At 67.8% G+C, this 17,905-nt stretch carries 14 protein-coding genes and 1 tRNA gene; 6 read left to right on the forward strand and 9 right to left on the reverse strand.

The features are described from left to right. Positions 1-96 precede the first annotated feature (96 nt). Both JW805_17290 and JW805_17295 read right to left on the reverse strand, forming a co-directional pair. Positions 97-1,386, reverse strand: a complete 1,290-nt coding sequence (locus tag JW805_17290) for an adenylosuccinate synthase (protein ID MBN2973765.1) — start codon at positions 1,384-1,386, stop codon at positions 97-99. A 37-nt stretch (positions 1,387-1,423) separates the two neighbouring features. Beyond that, positions 1,424-4,807, reverse strand: coding sequence for a PAS domain-containing protein (locus JW805_17295; protein ID MBN2973766.1), 3,384 nt, complete (start codon positions 4,805-4,807; stop codon positions 1,424-1,426). Positions 4,808-4,904: 97 nt separating this feature from the next. Between JW805_17295 and JW805_17300 the strand changes: the two genes are divergently transcribed. Next, on the forward strand, positions 4,905-5,909 hold the full coding sequence (locus JW805_17300) for a fumarylacetoacetate hydrolase family protein (protein ID MBN2973767.1): 1,005 nt from the start codon (positions 4,905-4,907) through the stop codon (positions 5,907-5,909). A gap of 190 nt (positions 5,910-6,099) precedes the next feature. On the opposite strand, the gene JW805_17305 is transcribed toward JW805_17300, so the two are convergent. The 5 genes from JW805_17305 to JW805_17325 form a co-directional block, all read right to left on the reverse strand. Beyond that, the gene (locus JW805_17305) at positions 6,100-6,843 is read right to left on the reverse strand and encodes an extensin family protein (protein MBN2973768.1); all 744 of its coding nucleotides are present in this window, start codon (positions 6,841-6,843) and stop codon (positions 6,100-6,102) included. Next, on the reverse strand, positions 6,840-7,595 hold the full coding sequence (locus JW805_17310) for an NUDIX domain-containing protein (protein ID MBN2973769.1): 756 nt from the start codon (positions 7,593-7,595) through the stop codon (positions 6,840-6,842). The genes JW805_17305 and JW805_17310 overlap by 4 nt, the downstream gene beginning before the upstream one ends. A gap of 34 nt (positions 7,596-7,629) precedes the next feature. Further along, the gene (locus tag JW805_17315; GenBank protein MBN2973770.1) at positions 7,630-8,085 is read right to left on the reverse strand and encodes a YaiI/YqxD family protein; all 456 of its coding nucleotides are present in this window, start codon (positions 8,083-8,085) and stop codon (positions 7,630-7,632) included. A 233-nt stretch (positions 8,086-8,318) separates the two neighbouring features. After that, positions 8,319-10,028, reverse strand: a complete 1,710-nt coding sequence (locus tag JW805_17320) for a DEAD/DEAH box helicase (GenBank protein ID MBN2973771.1) — start codon at positions 10,026-10,028, stop codon at positions 8,319-8,321. 104 nt (positions 10,029-10,132) lie between these two features. Then, positions 10,133-10,208 (reverse strand) — tRNA-Ala (locus JW805_17325). A 253-nt stretch (positions 10,209-10,461) separates the two neighbouring features. On the opposite strand from JW805_17325, the gene JW805_17330 reads away from it, so the two are divergent. Next, the gene (locus JW805_17330; GenBank protein MBN2973772.1) at positions 10,462-11,607 is read left to right on the forward strand and encodes a DUF2171 domain-containing protein; all 1,146 of its coding nucleotides are present in this window, start codon (positions 10,462-10,464) and stop codon (positions 11,605-11,607) included. A 126-nt stretch (positions 11,608-11,733) separates the two neighbouring features. On the opposite strand, the gene chrA is transcribed toward JW805_17330, so the two are convergent. Further along, positions 11,734-12,954 (reverse strand): chromate efflux transporter, encoded by a 1,221-nt coding sequence (gene chrA / locus JW805_17335; protein MBN2973773.1) that lies wholly within the window; start codon positions 12,952-12,954, stop codon positions 11,734-11,736. Between the two features lie 245 nt (positions 12,955-13,199). On the opposite strand from chrA, the gene JW805_17340 reads away from it, so the two are divergent. Further along, on the forward strand, positions 13,200-14,177 hold the full coding sequence (locus JW805_17340; protein ID MBN2973774.1) for a Gfo/Idh/MocA family oxidoreductase: 978 nt from the start codon (positions 13,200-13,202) through the stop codon (positions 14,175-14,177). Positions 14,178-14,181: 4 nt separating this feature from the next. On the opposite strand, the gene JW805_17345 is transcribed toward JW805_17340, so the two are convergent. Further along, the gene (locus tag JW805_17345; protein MBN2973775.1) at positions 14,182-15,069 is read right to left on the reverse strand and encodes a neutral zinc metallopeptidase; all 888 of its coding nucleotides are present in this window, start codon (positions 15,067-15,069) and stop codon (positions 14,182-14,184) included. Between the two features lie 109 nt (positions 15,070-15,178). On the opposite strand from JW805_17345, the gene JW805_17350 reads away from it, so the two are divergent. Genes JW805_17350 through JW805_17360 form a run of 3 tightly spaced genes read left to right on the forward strand, consistent with a single transcriptional unit; the run spans position 15,179 to position 17,791 of the window. Then, positions 15,179-16,324 carry a patatin-like phospholipase family protein gene (locus tag JW805_17350; protein ID MBN2973776.1) on the forward strand — a complete coding sequence of 382 codons (1,146 nt, stop codon included), beginning with the start codon at positions 15,179-15,181 and terminating at the stop codon, positions 16,322-16,324. Between the two features lie 31 nt (positions 16,325-16,355). Next, on the forward strand, positions 16,356-17,141 hold the full coding sequence (locus JW805_17355; protein ID MBN2973777.1) for a 3-hydroxybutyrate dehydrogenase: 786 nt from the start codon (positions 16,356-16,358) through the stop codon (positions 17,139-17,141). Next, entirely contained in the window at positions 17,138-17,791 is a 654-nt protein-coding gene (locus tag JW805_17360) for a DUF4893 domain-containing protein (GenBank protein ID MBN2973778.1), read from the forward strand. The genes JW805_17355 and JW805_17360 overlap by 4 nt, the downstream gene beginning before the upstream one ends. Positions 17,792-17,905 lie beyond the last annotated feature (114 nt).

Genomic DNA, 17,905 nt, shown 5'->3' on the forward strand with positions numbered 1-17,905 from the left:
AAACGAAAACCGCCGCGTCGACCCTCGGGTCGGCGCGGCGGGCGTCTTTCGGCGGCCAGTTCCCACCGTTGCGGGGTGGCGACGGAGGCGTGCTCTTCAGTCCGCGAACGGATCGCGGACCAGGATCGTGTCCTCGCGCTCCGGGCTGGTCGATACCAGCGCCACCGGGCACTGGATCAATTCCTCGACCCGGCGGATATATTTGATCGCCTGCGCCGGCAGATCGGCCCAGCTGCGCGCACCCGCGGTCGTCTCGGACCAGCCGGGCATGGTTTCCCAGACCGGTTCGACCTGTGCCTGATCGGCGGCATGCGCCGGGAAATGGTCGAGCATCTGGTCGCCAAGCCTGTAGCCAGTGCAGATCCGCACTTCATCGAACCCGTCGAGCACATCGAGCTTGGTCAGCGCGATACCGGTCACGCCCGACACCGCGACCGACTGGCGGACCAGCACCGCGTCGAACCAGCCGCAGCGGCGCTTCCGGCCCGTGACGGTGCCGAATTCATGACCACGTACGCCCAGCCGCTCCCCGGTTTCGTCCTCCAGCTCGGTCGGAAAGGGGCCCGATCCGACGCGGGTGGTATAGGCCTTGGCGATCCCCAGCACGAAGCCGACCGCGCTCGGGCCCAGGCCCGATCCCGCCGCCGCGGTGCCCGCGACGGTGTTCGACGAGGTGACGAAGGGGTACGTGCCGTGATCGATGTCGAGCAGCACGCCCTGCGCGCCCTCGAACAGCATCCGGCGGCCCTTGGCCTTGGCCTCTGCCAGCAGCTTCCAGGCCGGCTTGGCGTAGGGCAGCACGAAGTCGGCGATCTCGCGCAATTCACCGAGCAGCCGCTCGCGGTCGATCGGCGGCTGGCCGAAGCCGGCGCGAAGCGCGTCATGGTGCGCGGTCAGGCGGTCGAGCTGCGGCCCCAGCGCATCGAGGTGCGCCAGGTCGCACACGCGGATCGCGCGTCGGCCGACCTTGTCCTCATAAGCCGGACCGATTCCGCGGCGGGTCGTGCCGATCTTGCCCGCGCCGCTCGCATCCTCACGCAACGCGTCGAGATCGCGATGGAATGGCAGGATCAGCGGGCAGGTGTCGGCGATGATCAGCGTGTCGGGCGAAATCGCGACACCCTGTCCGGTCAGTTTCGCAATCTCGTCACGCAGATGCCAGGGATCGAGCACCACGCCGTTGCCGATGACGCTGGGCGTGCCGCGGACGATGCCCGAGGGCAGCAGCGACAGCTTGTAGACGTTTTCCCCGACCACCAGCGTATGGCCGGCGTTGTGGCCGCCCTGGAAGCGGACGACCATGTCGGCGCGTTCCGCCAGCCAGTCGACGATCTTGCCCTTGCCCTCGTCGCCCCATTGGGCGCCGATCACCGCGACGTTGGCCAAATCCCATACCCCGATGTTCGTGAAAACCGGGGCGCCCCTAGCCCAGGCGGGCGCCCGCGTCGAGCGTCTGGCGTATCCGAAGCGCGAGCGTCAGCACGTCGAACGGCTTGCGCAAGACGTACGGGTCCAGCGCTTCTCCTTCTTCGCGCGTGTAGCCGCTGGTGAACAGTACGCGCAGGTCGGGGTGTCGCTCGCGCACGGCGGCTGCCAGTTCGCGGCCGGTCATTTCCGGCATCACCATATCGGTGAACAACAGATCGGGGACCAGTCCCCCATGTATCAGCGCAAGCGCGCTTGGGCCGTCGCATGCCGCGGTAACGCTGTAGCCGAGCTCCTCGAGCGCTTCGATGGAGAAGTTGCGGACGCGGTCCTCGTCCTCGACCAGCAACACCTTTTCACCGCGTCTTGCTTTCGGCGCATCCGGGTTGGTTGGTGCCGGGGCGGTCGGCACACGGCCGCTTGCATCGCGCGGCAGCAGGATGGTGATGCACGTGCCCTCGCCCGGCGCGGTGTCGAGCGTGATGTGACCGCCCGACTGGCGGACGAAACCGAAGACCTGGCTGAGCCCCAGGCCGGTTCCCTTGCCGACGGACTTGGTTGTGAAGAACGGATCGAATGCACGCGCCGCGGTTTCGGCGTCCATGCCGGTACCCGTGTCGGACACCGCGATCATGACATAATCCCCGGGCATCATGCCCTTCGTCGCGGCTTCGGCCGAATTGATCGGCCTGTTGCCGGTCGCGATCGTCAGACGCCCGCCCCGCGGCATGGCATCGCGCGCATTGACCGCCAGGTTGACCAGCGCGTTTTCGAGCTGGCTGCGATCGGTACGTGCCGCCCAGGTATCGAGCGCCAGCTTGGTTTCGACATGAATACCCTCGCCCAGCGTCCGGTCGAGCAATTCTGTCATGCCGTCGATCAGCAGCCCGAGGTCGGTCGGCACCGGGTCGAGCGCGGTCTGACGCGAGAAGCTGAGCAGCCGCTGGGTCAGCGCCGCGGCGCGCGTGGCGCCGTCGCGCGCGGCCTCGACATAGCGGCCGACGTCGGTCCGCCCCTGCGCCACGCGGCGTTCGAGCAGATCGAGCGCACCGATGACGACCGCGAGCATGTTGTTGAAATCGTGTGCGATCCCGCCAGTCAACTGACCGACGGCTTCCATCTTCTGCGCCTGGCGCAGCTGCGCTTCCGCCGCCATCAGCTGTTCGGTCCGTTCGACGACCGCCGTCTCCAGGTCCGCACGCGAGCGGGCGAGCACCTCGCGCGCCTCGACGATTTCCTGAATGTCCGTGCAGGTGCCGAACCAGCGGACGATCGCCCCGGCCGCGTCGCGCACCGGCAGCGCGCTGCCCAGGACCCAGCGATAGGCGCCGGTGCGGTGGCGCAGGCGATATTCGATGCGATACGGTTCGCCGGTCGTCAGGCTATGGTTCCACGTCGCCCACGCCCGGTCCTGGTCGTCGGGGTGGAAGATGCCCGCCCAAGCCTCGCCATCGGTCGACCCATGCGGCACGCCGGTGAAATCGTACCAGCGTTCGTTGAAATAATCGTGGAAGCCGTCGGCGCGGGTCGACCAGACCATCTGGTCGATCGAATTGGCGATGGCACGGAACTTCGCTTCGCTTTCGGCGAGCGCCGTCACCGCATTGGCGCGGTCGACCGCATCCCACGCCGCTTCTGCCACCGCTTCGATCAGCGAGACCTCGTCCGCGCTCCAGCGCCGCGGGCGGTCCTGATTGACGTAGAGTCCGGCGACCCAGCGGCCGTAACGGAGCAGCGGCACGCCGACGCCCGCGCCGGCGACGACGTGCATCCGTTCGTCGTCGTGCAGTTCGCGCCCCTCCGCGACATGATCGACGATCACGCGCGTTTCGCCCTTGCGATACGTCGCAAGCGCTTTGGTCCCCAGCCGGTCGAGTGGCAACGTCCCCGTCAGCGGCGGCATCGCCTCGCTGGTCCAGCAGGTGTCGAAATGCACGCTTTCGCCATCGATCCGGACGAAGCCCACCCGGTCCGCGCCCAGCCGCCGGCCGAGCGCGGCGGCCGCGATCCGCTTGATCTCGTCGGCCAGCCCCAGCCGGCGCATCTGGTCGTTCAACCGGTACAGGAAATCCTGCGCCTCGGTTGCCACGCGCAGTTCGCGGGCGGCGTCGCGCGCGGCTTCTTCGGCATTGCGCCGCGTGGTGATGTCGAAACTGACCCCCGGAAAGCGGATCGCACGCCCTTCGGAATCGAACTGCGCGCGTCCCTGGGCCACGACCCACAGCGTCCGGCCACCGGTGCGGACCAGGCGATATTCCTCGATGAACGGGGCGCCGGTCGTCAGCGTCGCGTCGATCGCAGACTGAACCCGCGGCACGTCGTCGGGATGGATGCCGCCGAAGAAGTCGTCGATCGGCGCGCCGGCCGCCGCCATGGCCGGATCGACGCCGTACAAACGGGCGAATCGATCGTCGGCGGTCACCCGGTTATTCGCGACGTCCCAGTCCCAGGTCCCGATGCTGAGCGACGAGCTGAGCGCCAGTTGCAGCCGCTCCTCGCTCTTGCGCAGCGCTTCCTCGGCACGGGCACGGTCGGTGACGTCGTTTGCCTGGACGAAGATGTCGGTGACCTTGCCGTCGACCCCGCGGATCGGCTGGTACACGACGTCGAGCTGGCGGATTTCGCCCAACCCCCCTTCCGTCGCGAAGATCGGCACCGGGGCCGCATCCGCGCGATAGGGCTCGCCGGTGTTCCACACCTGCCGCAGCAGCGTGTCGACGCCGGTGTCGACGACCTCGGGCAACGCCTCGATCAGCGGTTTGCCGATGATGTCGCGGTTGCCGACCAACGCGCCATAGGCTTCGTTGGCGAAATCGAACACGAAGTCGGGGCCGTGGAGCAGCGCGACGGCGCTCGGCGCCTGGTGGAACAGTTCGCGCAGGCGGCCCAGCTCGCGCGCGCTTTCTCGCTCGGCAAGAACCAGCCGGGTCGTCTCGTTGCCCTGGTTGAAGATGCCGACGATATCGCCGTGTTCGTCGCGGATCGGCGACAGGCTGTAGGTGAACCACGTCTGCACGGGTTCGCCGTTGCGCAGGAACGTCAGTGGCTGGTCATAGGCGGCGATGCTCTCGCCGGTCGCGATCACCTGATGAAACTGGGGGCCGACGATGTCCCAGATATCCTGCCACACATCGGCGGCCGGTTCGCCCAGGCACCCCGGGTGACGCTCGCCGGGAATGACCGACCACGCGTCGTTGTAGAGCAGCCGCATCTCCGGCCCCCAATAGACGCAGGTCGGGTGGTTCGACGACAGGCCGACGCCCAACATGGTGCGCAGCGTCGCCGGCCACGCCTCGATCGGGCCGAGCGGCGTCGACGACCAGTCGCGGTCGCGGATCCGCCGTCCCATTTCTCCGCCATGATCGAGGAAGCGCAGGCCCATGTCCCGGCTGGTCAATCAGTCACGCACATCTGTCAACATCGTCATCGACACCGCTCCCTTGCACGGGCATGAAACGTCCGAAGCAAGGAGATGATGCATGAAGGTTGCGAGCCTGAAGCACGGCCGGGACGGCCGGCTGGTGGTTGTGTCGAACGATCTCGCCTGGTGCGCGGACGCGACCCATATTGCGCCCACCCTGCAGGCCGCGCTCGACAATTGGGACCAGCTGCTGCCGGATCTGAAGAACCTGCAGACCGATCTCGACCACGAAGTCATCCCGCGTATCCGGTTCCACGAACATGACGCCGCGTCGCCGTTGCCGCGCGCGTATCAATGGGCGGACGGGTCGGCGTATGTGAACCATGTCGCGCTGGTGCGGCAGGCGCGATCGGCGGAAATGCCGGAGACGTTCTGGCACGATCCGCTGATGTATCAGGGCGGCTCCGATGGCTTTCTCGGGCCGCGCGACCCGATTCCGCTGGCGGACGAGAGCTGGGGCTGCGACCTGGAGGCCGAAGTGGTCGTGGTGACCGGCGACGTGCCGCTCGGCGCCACCCGCGAAGAGGCGCTCGAGGCGATCCTGCTCGTCGGGCTGACCAACGATGTGAGCTTGCGCAACCTGATCCCCGGCGAACTGGCCAAGGGCTTCGGCTTCTTCCAGTCGAAGCCGGCGAGCGCCTTCTCGCCCGTCTTCGTGACACCGGATGCGCTCGGCGACTGGTGGCGCGACGGCAAGCTCCACCGCAAGCTGATGGTCGACCTGAACGGCAAGCCGTTCGGTCGCGCGGACGCGGGCGTCGACATGACCTTCGATTTCGGCACGCTGGTCGCGCATGCGGCGAAGACGCGAAAGCTGGGGGCGGGGACGATCATCGGATCGGGCACCGTCAGCAACCGCGACGCCGACGGCGGGCCGGGCAAGCCGATCGCGGACGGGGGTGTGGGCTATTCCTGCTTGGCCGAAGTCCGCACGGTCGAGACGATCCTGCGCGGCAAGCCGGAGACGCCGTTCCTGAAGGCGGGCGATACGGTGCGGATATGGGCGGAGGATGACAGGCATCACCCGATCTTCGGAGTGATCGAGCAGGTGGTTGGTCAGTGAATTAGCGAACGCTAATTCACGCCTCGGACCTACCGCCGGCCGGCGGGCTTAAGCCCGTCCGACGACGCGGCTTTGCCGCGGCGGCACCATAACCTTTTAAGCGAAGGGTAGCGTCACGGGAGTAAATCCCGTGACGTCGGTCGCCGCTGTAGCGGCGCCGGCCGGGCTGGCGGGCGTGCCTTTCAGCGCGCTACCGGCACGCCCGCCACCCCATCGCTCCGCGATCCGCCTGGTCCAGGTGGAAATGATCCCGGTGCGCCGCATTGTAGTCCGGCGACAGCGTGGTCGCGAACAGCTTGCACGCGCCATCGCGCACCTCGCGCAGGAACGCCGCCTTCTGCGCGCCCTTCGGCCCTGACCCGTCCCAATCCCCGACGACCGTGACCCGCGTCCCGTCGCGCAGCACGAAGCCCGCGATATCGATCGCATTCGCCGTTGCGTGCTGGCTGTAATCACCGGAGCTGCGCCCATAGAGCCGCCGGCAATTATAGCTTCCGAAATGCTCGATCGTCCGAACCGGTGATCCGAAATGCGTCTCGGCCGCGGGCTGGATGACGTTCCATTCGAGCATCGCCATGGCGGCGGCCACCGGGCATGCCATGCCGAGCCCGGCCGGCGCATAGCTTAGGGCCGCCGCCCCGCCGGTCGGTCGCACGCCATTGTCATACCCGCAGGCCGCCTGCGCCGGTTGCACCGGATCGAGCACGGTGTAGCGCACGCCTGCCTTGTCCATCAGTGCGCGGCACTGCGCGAAGTCATCGCCCAGCGCGGCGAGCTTGCGGCCGGTGAACATCCCCGGTTTTTCGGCAAGGTCGAGCGGCGTCCACGGCAGGTCCTGCGGGCGGGACTTCACCAGGGCGTAAATGGCGAACACGCCCGCGAGAATCACCGCGGCGACCGTCATCGCGATCAGGAACTGGCGCACGCCCTTCACGCGCGGCGCACCGTATCGGCGGGTTCGGCCGTGACCGGATAGCCCTGGTCGTCGGGAATGCAGAGGTGCCGCACGCCGCCGCGATCCTCGAACCACGGTGTGATCGCGCGAATGTCGTGCGCGCGGGCGTGGGCGACCGCCGCGGCATAATCGTCGAACAGCGCAAGGCGTTCGAGATTGCGCCGGGTGGGAAAGATGATCTGGGCGCGCCCCGCATCGGCCTCCGCCAGCATGGCGGCGGCAGTGGTCCAGACCAGGCGACTGTTTTCGGTCGCATCGACGATCGGCTCCGGTGCGCCGTCGGGCATCCGCGCGAGGTAGAAGAGCGTGTCGAAGATCCGCGCGCGCATGCCAAGGGGTAGCCAGCGCGAAAATGGAACGAGCGCTTCTGGATCGAGCGTCGCGCCGACCGCTTCGAGCGCCGCCCCTATCGTCGTGCCGCCGTGGAGCAGCGCGCGCAATCGCATGATCGTCGCGGCGTCACCCGGCGTCACACCGGGAGCGACACCTGCCTCCTCGATCGATTCGCGTACGGCGGCGATCCGTCCGGGGCCGTCCTCGTCATCGAGACCCAGCTCTGCCGCCAGCGCCTGGTCACCGGAATCGATGCGTCCGCCGGGGAACACCATCGCTCCACCGGCAAAGGCCATCGTTGCCGAACGCTCGACCATCAAAAGGTCGGGCGGCGCACCCGCACGGTCGCGAAAGATCACGACCGTCGCGGCAGGGATCGGGGTGGGGTCGGCGGTCATGTGTCGCAGCGAACGCGCAAGACCGCCGATCGCTTCACGCGCGGCGCAAGCGTACGATAGCGGCGTCGAGCGCGGAGAGAAAACGCGAGCGATCCTCCTTCGAAAACGGCTTCGGCCCGCCGATCGGGTCGCCCATCGCGCCGGCACGCAGATCCGCCATGATCGCTCGCGTCGCGACCGCCGCGCCGATCGAGCTGGCGGTAAACGGCTTGCCGTTGGGCGCGATCACGGTCGCGCCCGCCTTGATGCAGCGATCGGCGAGAAGGATGTCGGCGGTGACGACGATCGCCTGGCCGTCGCTGTTCTCGGCAATCCAGTCGTCGGCCGCGTCGAAGCCGTCCGACACGGTGACCTGCTTGACCAGAGGATGATCGGGCACCCGCATGCGGCTGTTGCTGACGATCGCGACGGGGACGTCGGTGCGCCACGCGACGCGGTAGATTTCTTCCTTCACCGGACAGGCGTCGGCGTCGACGAGAATGCGGAGCATGGGAGGGCGATAGGGGATTTGGGGCCGCTGTGAAACCGCCCCAACGATCGTTCGTCGTCCCCGTCATCGCCCACGCTCCACCCACCGTCATCCCCGCGCAGGCGGGGATAAATTCCGGCTGAACGCCGTGAGTCTCACGGCCACCAGCGACTATTTATCCCCGCCTGCGCGGGGACGACGGTGGAGAATGGAGATGACGATGGAGGATGGGGTGACGGTGGAGAGTGTTCGTCTTACCCCCGCCGCGGCCCACGCGGACCGGCGGGCTTGGCACGATACGGCGCCCCACCGCCCGGACGCTGCTGCGGGCGGTTCGGGCCGCCGCGCTGGCGCGCGCTGCCGCCGCCCTGCGCCGGCGGGCCATCCGAGGGGATGATCGTCACTTCGTCCTCGCCCGCACTGCGCTTCACCGCGTCAAAGAAACGGTCGGCGATGCTGCGCGGGATCTGGAAGCTCGTTTCCATCTGGCCGATGCGGATCGCGCCGACCTCCGCCTTGGTGATGTGGCCGCGGCGGCAGATCAGCGGCAGGATCCAGCGCGCGTCGGCGTTCTGGCGGCGGCCGATGTCCATCTTGAACCACACCGTATCATCGAAGCCCGGACGATGCCCCTTCTGCTCCATCGGCGACAGCGCGGTGCGATCGACCAGTTCTTCGGGCGCAGGCAGCGCGGCGCGGTGCGCGCGGACGAGCGCCGCGGCGATCTCAGCGGGCGACTTCTCGGCCATCAGCCGTTCGGCCAGCGCGGTATCCTCCTCATCCACCTCGACCGGTGCCAGCAGGTCGGCGAGCAGGCGTTCGCGGTCCTGCGCGCGGATGTCTTCGACGGTGGGCGGGTCGCGCCACTCGGCGTTGATCCGGGCGCCCTTCAGCATCATGTCGACGCGGCGGCGGCGCGGGTATGGGACGATCAGCACTGCGGTGCCCTTCTTGCCCGCGCGACCCGTCCGGCCCGAGCGATGCTGCAGCGTTTCGGCATCGCGCGGCATTTCGACATGGACGACCAGGGAGAGCGTCGGCAGATCGATTCCGCGCGCGGCCACGTCGGTCGCGACGCAGACGCGAGCCCGGCGGTCGCGCAATGCCTGCAGCGCGTGGTTGCGCTCGTTCTGGCTATGCTCGCCCGACAGCGCGACGGCGGCAAAGCCACGCTCGACCAGGCTGGCGTGCAAATGGCGGACATTGTCGCGCGTCGCGCAGAACAGCATCGCCGTCTCCGCCTCGTAGAAGCGCAGCAGGTTGATGACCGCATGTTCGATGTCCGACGGCGCGACCGGCACCGCGACATAGGCGATGTCGCCATGCCCGCGGTTCTCGCCCACGGTCGAGATGCGCAGCGCATCGCGCTGGTAGCGCTTGGCGAGCGCGACGATCGGCTTGGGCATCGTCGCCGAGAACAGGAGCGTGCGGCGCCCCTCCGGCGTGGTGTCGAGGATCGCCTCGAGGTCGTCGCGGAAGCCCATGTCGAGCATCTCGTCGGCTTCGTCGAGCACCGCCACGCGCAAAGAGCCAAGGTCGAGCGCCCCGCGCTCCAGGTGATCGCGCAGGCGCCCCGGCGTGCCGACGACGATATGCGCGCCACCGTTCAGCGCACGACGCTCGCGGCTGGCGTCCATGCCGCCGACGCAGGTCGCGATCCGCGCACCCGCCCCGGCGTACAGCCAGCCGAGTTCGCGGCTGACCTGCAGCGCGAGTTCACGGGTCGGCGCGATGACGAGCGCGAGCGGCGCGCCGGCCGGCGGCAGCTTGCCGTCTTCCAGAAGGTCGGGCGCGGCGGCGAGGCCGAAGGCGACGGTCTTGCCCGACCCCGTCTGCGCCGACACGATCAGGTCGCGGCCGACCGCTTCGTCGGCGGTGGCCTCCGCCTGGACGGGGGTGAGGGCTTCGTACCCACGCGCAGCGAGCGCGTCGGCGAGGACGGTAGGCAGATTTTCGAACGGCATGAGGCAACCTAAATGGGAAGGACAGATAGCGCGAGCAAGGCGCTAGGAACCCGTTTCCACATGGGCTGGCAGCGACAGGCAAAGCGAACACGATCGAGAGCGGGTGGTGGAGCTGAGGGGAATCGAACCCCTGACCTCTGCAGTGCGATTGCAGCGCTCTCCCATCTGAGCTACAGCCCCGCACTCTCGAAACCGGCCACGCCTGAAGCGTCGCCGGGGCCGCTCCCTTACCGACATGCCTGCCGCAATGCAACGTCTGGACGTCGCATTTCGCGCGAGCGCACATCGGCGCGCCGACGCCTCGCTTCATCGGTTCGATACGATTTCGATCAGGAACAAATCGACCCTCTCAAGCCTTTCAGAGCCAACGTCCGCACGGAGAGGAAGAGACATCCGCCGTGCGCCCGCAACTCTCGTGCAGGAGGCTTGTCCTATGGCGAACGACCGCAATTATGATTTCCCGAACAACTACGACCGCGATTCGCAGGATTACGGGCGGGATTATGGCTCGGGACGCGACTATACCTATTCGAGCGCGCGCGAATATCGTGCCGCCGGCGAAATGAGCGGTGGTCGCGACGATCGTAACTTCCGCGGCGGCGGCACCGGCTATGGCGGCCGCGATTCTGGCAACCGCGACTATCGCCCGGACAATTGGGGTGGCCGCGAGAGCTACGGCTCGGGCAACCGCGACTATTACGGCAGCAACCGCGACCAGAACCGTGACCAGGGCCGCGAATATAATCGCGGCAGCTATGGCCAGCAGCGCTTCGGCGGCGGCAGCAGCGACTGGCACGGCTCCTACGGGCACGACGGCCACCGCTTCACCGAAACCGGCGATTACGGCCGCAACAGCTATGGCCGCGACCGCGACTGGGGCCAGCACAACGACCGCGGCGGCTGGCAGGGTCAGAACCAGAACCGCAACCAGCAGCGCGACTATGGCCGTGCGCCGCAGGGCTATGACTATCAGGAACGCGGCTTCATGGCGCGTGCCGGCGACGAGGTCCGCTCGTGGTTCGGTGACGAAGAGGCCGAGCGCCGTCGCGAGTACGACCAGCGCTATGACGAGCGCATGGGCAACACCAACGCCTATGGCCGGGACGACGATTATCACAATTGGCGCCGCGGCCAGATCGAGGCGCTCGACCGTGACTACAGCGAATATCGTCGCGAAAACGGCAAGAAGTTCGAAAGCGAATTCAGCAGCTGGCGCTCGAACCGCCAGACGCAGCGCGATTCGCTGTCGAAGGTGACCGAACATATGGAAGTCGTCGGTTCGGACGGCACGCATGTCGGTACCGTCGACAAGGTGCGCGGCGACCGCATCATCCTGACCAAGAACGACGTCGATGCCGGCGGCCGCCACCACTCGATCCCGTCGAGCTGGATCGCATCGGTCGACGACAAGGTGAAGATCACCAAGTCGTCGGACGAAGCCAAGAAGCAGTGGCGCGACGAGGAAGAATCGGCCGCGATGTTCGGCGATACCAACACGGCCAGCAACCGTGCCGGTTCGCGTGACACCGACGACAGCGGCAAGACGAACCTGAACAAAAGCTTCTCGGGCACCTACTGAGCCCAGAGCATTCGTTTCCCGTCCGTCCCAAGCCGAACGGGCCACGCAGGCGGCCCGGGCAGCGATGCCCGGGCCGTTTTTGTCAGGTCATCCCGCTCCCGCACAGGCGGAAGCACGGGGCAAGTGTCAGACCCCCACAACCCACCCGACGACTCCGGCAACCCCCAGTATCACCGGCACGACCCAAGCGCCCTTCACCCGCCACACCACGACCAGCGCCGCGACGAACAGCGCGATCGCGATGGGCAGCAGGCTTACGCGCGTTACGGTCGCCGCGCCGATCTGCACCCAGGTCGCCGCGATGATCCCGACCACCGCCGCCGCGACGCCCGCCAGCAGCCGATGGAATGCGGGCCGCTCGACGATCGCTTCCAGCCGTTCGAAGAAGATCAGCGAAAAGGCGAAGGCGGGCAGGAACATGCCGAGCGTGATCGCCACCGCCCCGCCCAGGCCCCCGGCGACATAGCCGACGAAGGTCGCGAAGATGACCAAAGGCGCCGGCAGCACGCCGGCCAGCGCGATCCCGTCCAGGAAGGTCGCATCGCTCAGCCACCCGCGCCCGACCGTATCGGCGCGGACATAGGGTATGGCGGTATAGGCACCGCCGAAGGTCAGCAGCCCGCCCTTCAGCCCCGCGACGAATAGCATCACGGTGGTGACCGCCCCAGCCGGACCCGTGGCCACGGCCGGTTGTGGCGGGACCAGGGCAAAGAGCATCGCTGCCGCAATCGTCGCCGCGATGGTCCCTGCCACCCATATCGGCCGCGCGGCGACCGCGTAGACCGCACCGCCTGCCACCAGCAGGATCGCGAAGGGCACCCCCACCAGCGTCGCGATCAGAGCCGCCGCAGCAATCGCCCACAGCCAGCGATCTTCCAGGATATGCTCACCGATCCGCACGACCGCGCGCGCGATGATGGCGAGCACCGCGATCTGCACGCCCAGCAGCGCGCCCCCCAGCACGACCTGGCCGGCGACGAACGCGGTATAGCTCCAGGCCGCCAACAGCATCAGCACGAATCCCGGCAGCATGAAGCCGAGCCCCGCGAGAAGCCCGCCCAGCCGCCCGCGCGCGACCATGCCCAGATGCACGCACAGCTCATGCGCTTCCGGCCCCGGCAAGACCTGCAGCACTGCAAGCAGTCGGTTGAATCGCGCCTTGTCGATCCACCCTTCGCGCTCGACCAGCGCCTCGCGCACCATCGCGATCTGCGCAACGGGTCCGCCGAAAGCGAGGCAGCCGAAGCGCAGGAATTTCAGGAACAGCGCCGTCAGGCCGATGGCCGGGGGACGGACGGGGGCAGTTATCGTGGAGCCAGGATCAGCGGTGGCAGTCTCGATCGTCATACACGCTCCCAAAGGCCGCAGGCGCGACCGGTGGAGCGGAACTTGGACGGTCGCCGTCTGAACGGGCGTCCGCGTGAATGGCCCGTGATCGCGAAGATATGCCGGCACGGGAGCGAAGGTCAATCGGGGACAATTGCCTTCTGGACCTCGTCACGCTTGTCGAAGCCCCTGTCGATGAGGCACCCCCTCTCGATATGCTTGGGGCGAACGGCGTGAAGTTCGTCCGATCGATGGGAAGGAAGACCATGCAACCCCCGATCCGCTGGGGAATGATCGGCTGCGGCGACGTGACCGAACGCAAGAGTGGTCCCGCCTATCGGCTGGCGACAGGATCGACGCTGGCCGGGGTCGCCGCGCGCCGGCCCGAAGCAGCGGCCGACTATGCCCGCCGGCACGGCGTGCCGCGAGTCTTCGACGATATCGGCGCGATGATCGAATCAGCCGATATCGACGCGGTCTATGTCGCGACCCCGCCCGACAGCCACGCCGATTATGCGCTGGCGGTTGCTGCGGCCGGCAAACCATGTTGCGTCGAAAAGCCGATCGCACCGAATTCTATCGCGGCGCAGCGCATGGTCGCCGCCTTCGACGCCGCCCGGCGGCCGCTGTTCGTCGCGTATTACCGCCGCGCTCTGCCGCGGTTCGACCAGGTTCGCCACTGGCTGAGCGCCGACGCGATCGGCGCAGTTCGCCATGTCCAGTGGACGCTCACCCGTGCGGCGAAGCCGCCCGAAGCCGGCGGCTGGCGCGTCGCTCCGGAAACGGCGCCGGGCGGCTATTTCGACGACCTTGCCTGCCACGGGCTCGACCTGTTCGACGACTTGCTAGGCCCGATCGCCGGTGCATCGGGTGTCACGCACAACCAGACGGGGATAGGCCGCGTTCCTGATGCGGTCGCCGCATCGTGGCGACACGACAGCGGCGTGACGGGCACCGGCATATGGAATTTCGCGAGCGATGGCGTTCGCGATGCGGTGACGATCATCGGCGACCGCGGTCAGATCGACTTCGCGATCTTCGACGAAGCGGACGTGACGCTCCGCTCGACCGAGACGACCGCGAGCGTCGCGATCGCCAACCCCGATCCGATCCAGCTTCACCATGTCGAGCGCATGACTGCGCAATTGCTCGGCGGCCCGGCCTATTCCGCAACCGGCCATGCGGCGATACGGACCGCGCGCGTGATGGATGCGATCCTGGGGGTTGGCGAAGAACGGCTCTGACGTTTCAGATCGCCCCCGAGAACGTGTCGCACTGCGCGGGATCGCCCGTATCCAGCCCACGCTTCAGCCAGCGGACGCGTTCGGCGGACGATCCGTGGGTGAAGCTGTCGGGCACCACCGCGCCGCCGCTCTGGCGTTGCAGCGTGTCGTCGCCGATCGCGTTCGCCGCGGTCAGGCCTTCCTCGATGTCGCCGGGTTCCAGCCGACCGCTCAAACGCGCCCAGACACCGGCGTAGCAGTCCGCCTGGAGTTCGAGGCGGACGGAGGCGGCGTTGCCCGCGCGCTGATCGCCGCTGCGCTGAATCTGCGACACGCGCTGCGCGGCGCCGGTCAGGTTCTGGATATGGTGGCCGACCTCATGCGCGATGACATAGGCCTGCGCCGCGTCGCCCTTCGCACCGAAGCGGTTCGACAATTCGTTAAAGAAGGTGGTGTCCAGATAGAGGTTGTTGTCCGCCGGGCAGTAGAACGGCCCCGCTGTCGCTGACGCTTGGCCGCAGCCCGATCGCACGCCGCCCTGATAGAAACTGAGCGTCGGCGCCTGATAGCGCTGACCGTTCTGCGCGAAGATGCGCTCCCACACCTGCTCGGTCGACCCGAGCACGCGACACGACAGCAGACGATCCTCGGTGTTGCAGACCTGCGCACCCGACTGGCCCGCCGTCGTCGATCCGCCGGTGCGCTGGCCGCCGCCGCCACCGGTCAGCGAGCCGAGCCCGCCTGAGAACAGCAGGAAGGCGCCGACGATGCCGATCAGCACCAGCGACCCGCAGCCCATCCGCCCGCGAAACAGGAACGGCAACAACAGACCGAGGATCGGAATCCCCCCGCCGCCGCCACCGGAGCCGAGATCACGGACGTTGTCGCTGGGATCGAGATCGTCGAGACGCATCGCGCCTGCCCCCTGTTCGTTGTTCGGCGTTCGTTTCTTGTCCGTCACATAATGCTTGGACGCGTGTGGAGGTTGCAACCATCCGCGCCGGGAGCCATTGAGGGCGCCGATGGCCGACGCCGATCCCCGCCGCAACGTCCGCACGCGCGACGCCGCGCTGCCGCTGCCCGACTGCGTGGCGCTGGTGCTGCAGGGCGGCGGCGCGCTCGGCAGCTATCAGGCGGGCGTGATCGAGGCGCTGGCGGACACCGGCATCGCGATCGACTGGGTCGCGGGCATCTCGATCGGCGCGGTCAACGCCGCGATCGTCGCCGGCAACCCGCCCGAGCGACGCGTCGAGCGACTGAAGGCATTCTGGGACACGACGACCTCGGCGCTGCCCAGTTTCCCGATCTTCCCGCAGGATCAGGTTCGCGAATTCGTCCATGAATGGTCGGCGTGGAGCGTGATGGCGACGGGCGTGCCCGGGTTCTTCAGCCCACGCGGCGTGCCGCCGACCTTTGCCGCACCCGGCACGCCCGCGGCACTCAGCTTCTACGATTCGGCGCCGCTGGCAAAGACTCTCGACACGCTGATCGACTGGGATCTGTTGAATACCGGGCCGGTGCGGCTGTCGGTCGGCGCGGTGGACGTGGAAAGCGGCAACTTCCGCTATTTCGACACCAGTAGCGAGCGACTCGATGCGCGCCACATCATGGCGTCAGGCGCACTGCCCCCGGGGCTTCCCCCGGTCGAGATCGACGGGCGCTGGTATTGGGATGGCGGGATCGTGTCGAACACGCCGCTGACGCATGTGCTCGATCATCAGACGGCCGAAATGCTCGTCTTCCAGGTCGACCTGTTCTCCGCGAGCGCGGACCGGCCGAAAACGATCATGGACGTGATGGCGCGCGAAAAGGAGATCCGCTTTTCCAGCCGCACTCGTCAGGTGTCAGCGGAGAGGCTGAAATTGCGCAAGGAGCGCGAGGCCATCCGCACGCTCATCGCCAAGCTGCCGCCCGAACTGCGCAAGGATCCGGAAGTCGCAGCGCTCGCGCAGGAGGCCGATGAACCGCCGGTCAGCCTGGTCCACCTGATCTACCGCGCCAACGCCTGGGAAGGCGGCGCGCGCGACTTCGAATTTTCCGCCCGGACGATGCGCGAACACTGGACCGCCGGCCGCGCCGCGGTCGCCGAGACGATGGCCAAGTCGCGGCTGGTGGCGAGCAACATCCTCGACGGACGCACCGCGGCGTTCGACCTGACGCGGGGCTGAGCCCTTTACGACTGAACAGAAGGACACGCGCATGTTCCTGAAAGGCAAGACTGCCCTTATCACCGGCTCCACCTCGGGCATCGGCCTTGCCTATGCCAAGGCGCTGGCCGGCGAAGGCGCGAACATCGTCATCAACGGCTTCGGCGATACGGACGCGATCGAGAAGGAACGCGCAGCGCTGGAGCAAACCAGCGGGGGCAAGGCGCTCTATTCGGGTCACGACCTGACCAAGGTCGACCAGATCGAAGCGATGATGCGGCAAGCCGCGGACACTTTCGGCGGCGTCGACATCCTCATCAACAACGCGGGCATGCAGCATGTCGCGCCGGTCGAGGCGTTTCCGCTCGACAAATGGGACCTGATCATCGCGCTCAACCTCAACGCCGCCTTCCACACGACGCGCCTTGCGGTGCCGTATATGAAGGAGAAAAAGTGGGGCCGGATCGTCCAGACCGCGTCGGCGCACAGCCTGGTCGCCTCACCGTTCAAATCGGCCTATGTCACCGCCAAACATGGCCTGGCCGGCTTCACCAAGACGGTCGCGCTGGAGCTGGCGACCTTCGGCGTCACCGCCAATTGCATTTCGCCGGGCTATGTCTGGACGCCGCTGGTCGAGAACCAGATCCCCGACACGATGAAGGCGCGCGGGATGACGCGCGATCAGGTCATCAACGACGTGCTGCTGGCGGGCCAGCCGACCAAGCAGTTCGTGACCCCCGAACAGGTCGCCGCCACCGCATTGTTCCTGTGCAGTGATGCCGCGTCGCAGATTACGGGCGCAAATCTGTCTGTCGACGGCGGCTGGACCGCGGCGTGAGCGCATTCGCGTTCCTGACCGCGGCGCTGGCGGCCTGCACGCCCGTCCAGGACGGTGCCTCGGCACAAACCGGAGCGACCGCCCCGGCGACCGAGTGCCGCCTGCCGTCGGGCGCCAATTGGCGCGAGGTCGCGACGCCCGACGATCGTACTCGCCTGCGCACCTGGCGCGACGCATGGACGGCCGCGCTCGACACGATTCGCGCACGGGGTGGACTGGCGGCGGTGACGGGAGAAGGCGCGCTGCTCGAACCCGACCGCGCGCTCGGCACCGATCCGATGCCACCCGCGGGCGACTATCGCTGCCGCACCATCAAACTCGGCGTTCGCGACGAAACGCGGGCGCCCGTCGCTCCCCAAGCCGCACTGCCTTGCCGGATCGCGCGCGATGGCGACGTCCTGCGGCTGACGCAGGGGGAAGGACCGCAGCGGGTCAATGGAACACTCTATCCCGACACCGCAGTGCGCGGCGTGTTTCTCGGCACGCTGGCACTCACCGACGAGCCGACGCCGCTTGCCTATGGGTCGGACAGCATGCGCGACATGGCCGGGCTGGTCGAGCGCGTCGCGGATGGCAAGTGGCGCATCGTCCTGCCGCGGCCGGCGCTCGAATCGACGCTCGACGTGATCGAGGTGACGCCGGCGGGGTGACCCATCCTCCCCTGCACGGGGAGGTGGCAGGCCGTAGGCCTGACGGAGGGGTGTCCCGCTATCGAGAGGGCGACACCCCTCCGTCGCGCCGACGCGCGCCACCTCCCGTTACCA

The sequence above is a fragment of the Roseomonas aeriglobus genome, from assembly GCA_016937575.1.
Classification (GTDB): Bacteria; Pseudomonadota; Alphaproteobacteria; order Sphingomonadales; family Sphingomonadaceae; genus Sphingomonas; species Sphingomonas aerigloba.

Bases quoted from the DNA above. Each gene is read 5' to 3' on its own strand.
- JW805_17295 (MBN2973766.1), bottom strand. From the start codon at position 4,807: ATGGGCCTGCGCTTCCTCGATCATGGCGGAGAAATGGGACGGCGGATC.
- JW805_17300 (MBN2973767.1), top strand. From the start codon at position 4,905: ATGAAGGTTGCGAGCCTGAAGCACGGCCGGGACGGCCGGCTGGTGGTT.
- JW805_17310 (MBN2973769.1), bottom strand. From the start codon at position 7,595: ATGACCGCCGACCCCACCCCGATCCCTGCCGCGACGGTCGTGATCTTT.
- JW805_17315 (MBN2973770.1), bottom strand. From the start codon at position 8,085: ATGCTCCGCATTCTCGTCGACGCCGACGCCTGTCCGGTGAAGGAAGAA.
- JW805_17320 (MBN2973771.1), bottom strand. From the start codon at position 10,028: ATGCCGTTCGAAAATCTGCCTACCGTCCTCGCCGACGCGCTCGCTGCG.
- JW805_17330 (MBN2973772.1), top strand. From the start codon at position 10,462: ATGGCGAACGACCGCAATTATGATTTCCCGAACAACTACGACCGCGAT.
- chrA (MBN2973773.1), bottom strand. From the start codon at position 12,954: ATGACGATCGAGACTGCCACCGCTGATCCTGGCTCCACGATAACTGCC.
- JW805_17340 (MBN2973774.1), top strand. From the start codon at position 13,200: ATGCAACCCCCGATCCGCTGGGGAATGATCGGCTGCGGCGACGTGACC.
- JW805_17345 (MBN2973775.1), bottom strand. From the start codon at position 15,069: ATGCGTCTCGACGATCTCGATCCCAGCGACAACGTCCGTGATCTCGGC.
- JW805_17350 (MBN2973776.1), top strand. From the start codon at position 15,179: ATGGCCGACGCCGATCCCCGCCGCAACGTCCGCACGCGCGACGCCGCG.
- JW805_17355 (MBN2973777.1), top strand. From the start codon at position 16,356: ATGTTCCTGAAAGGCAAGACTGCCCTTATCACCGGCTCCACCTCGGGC.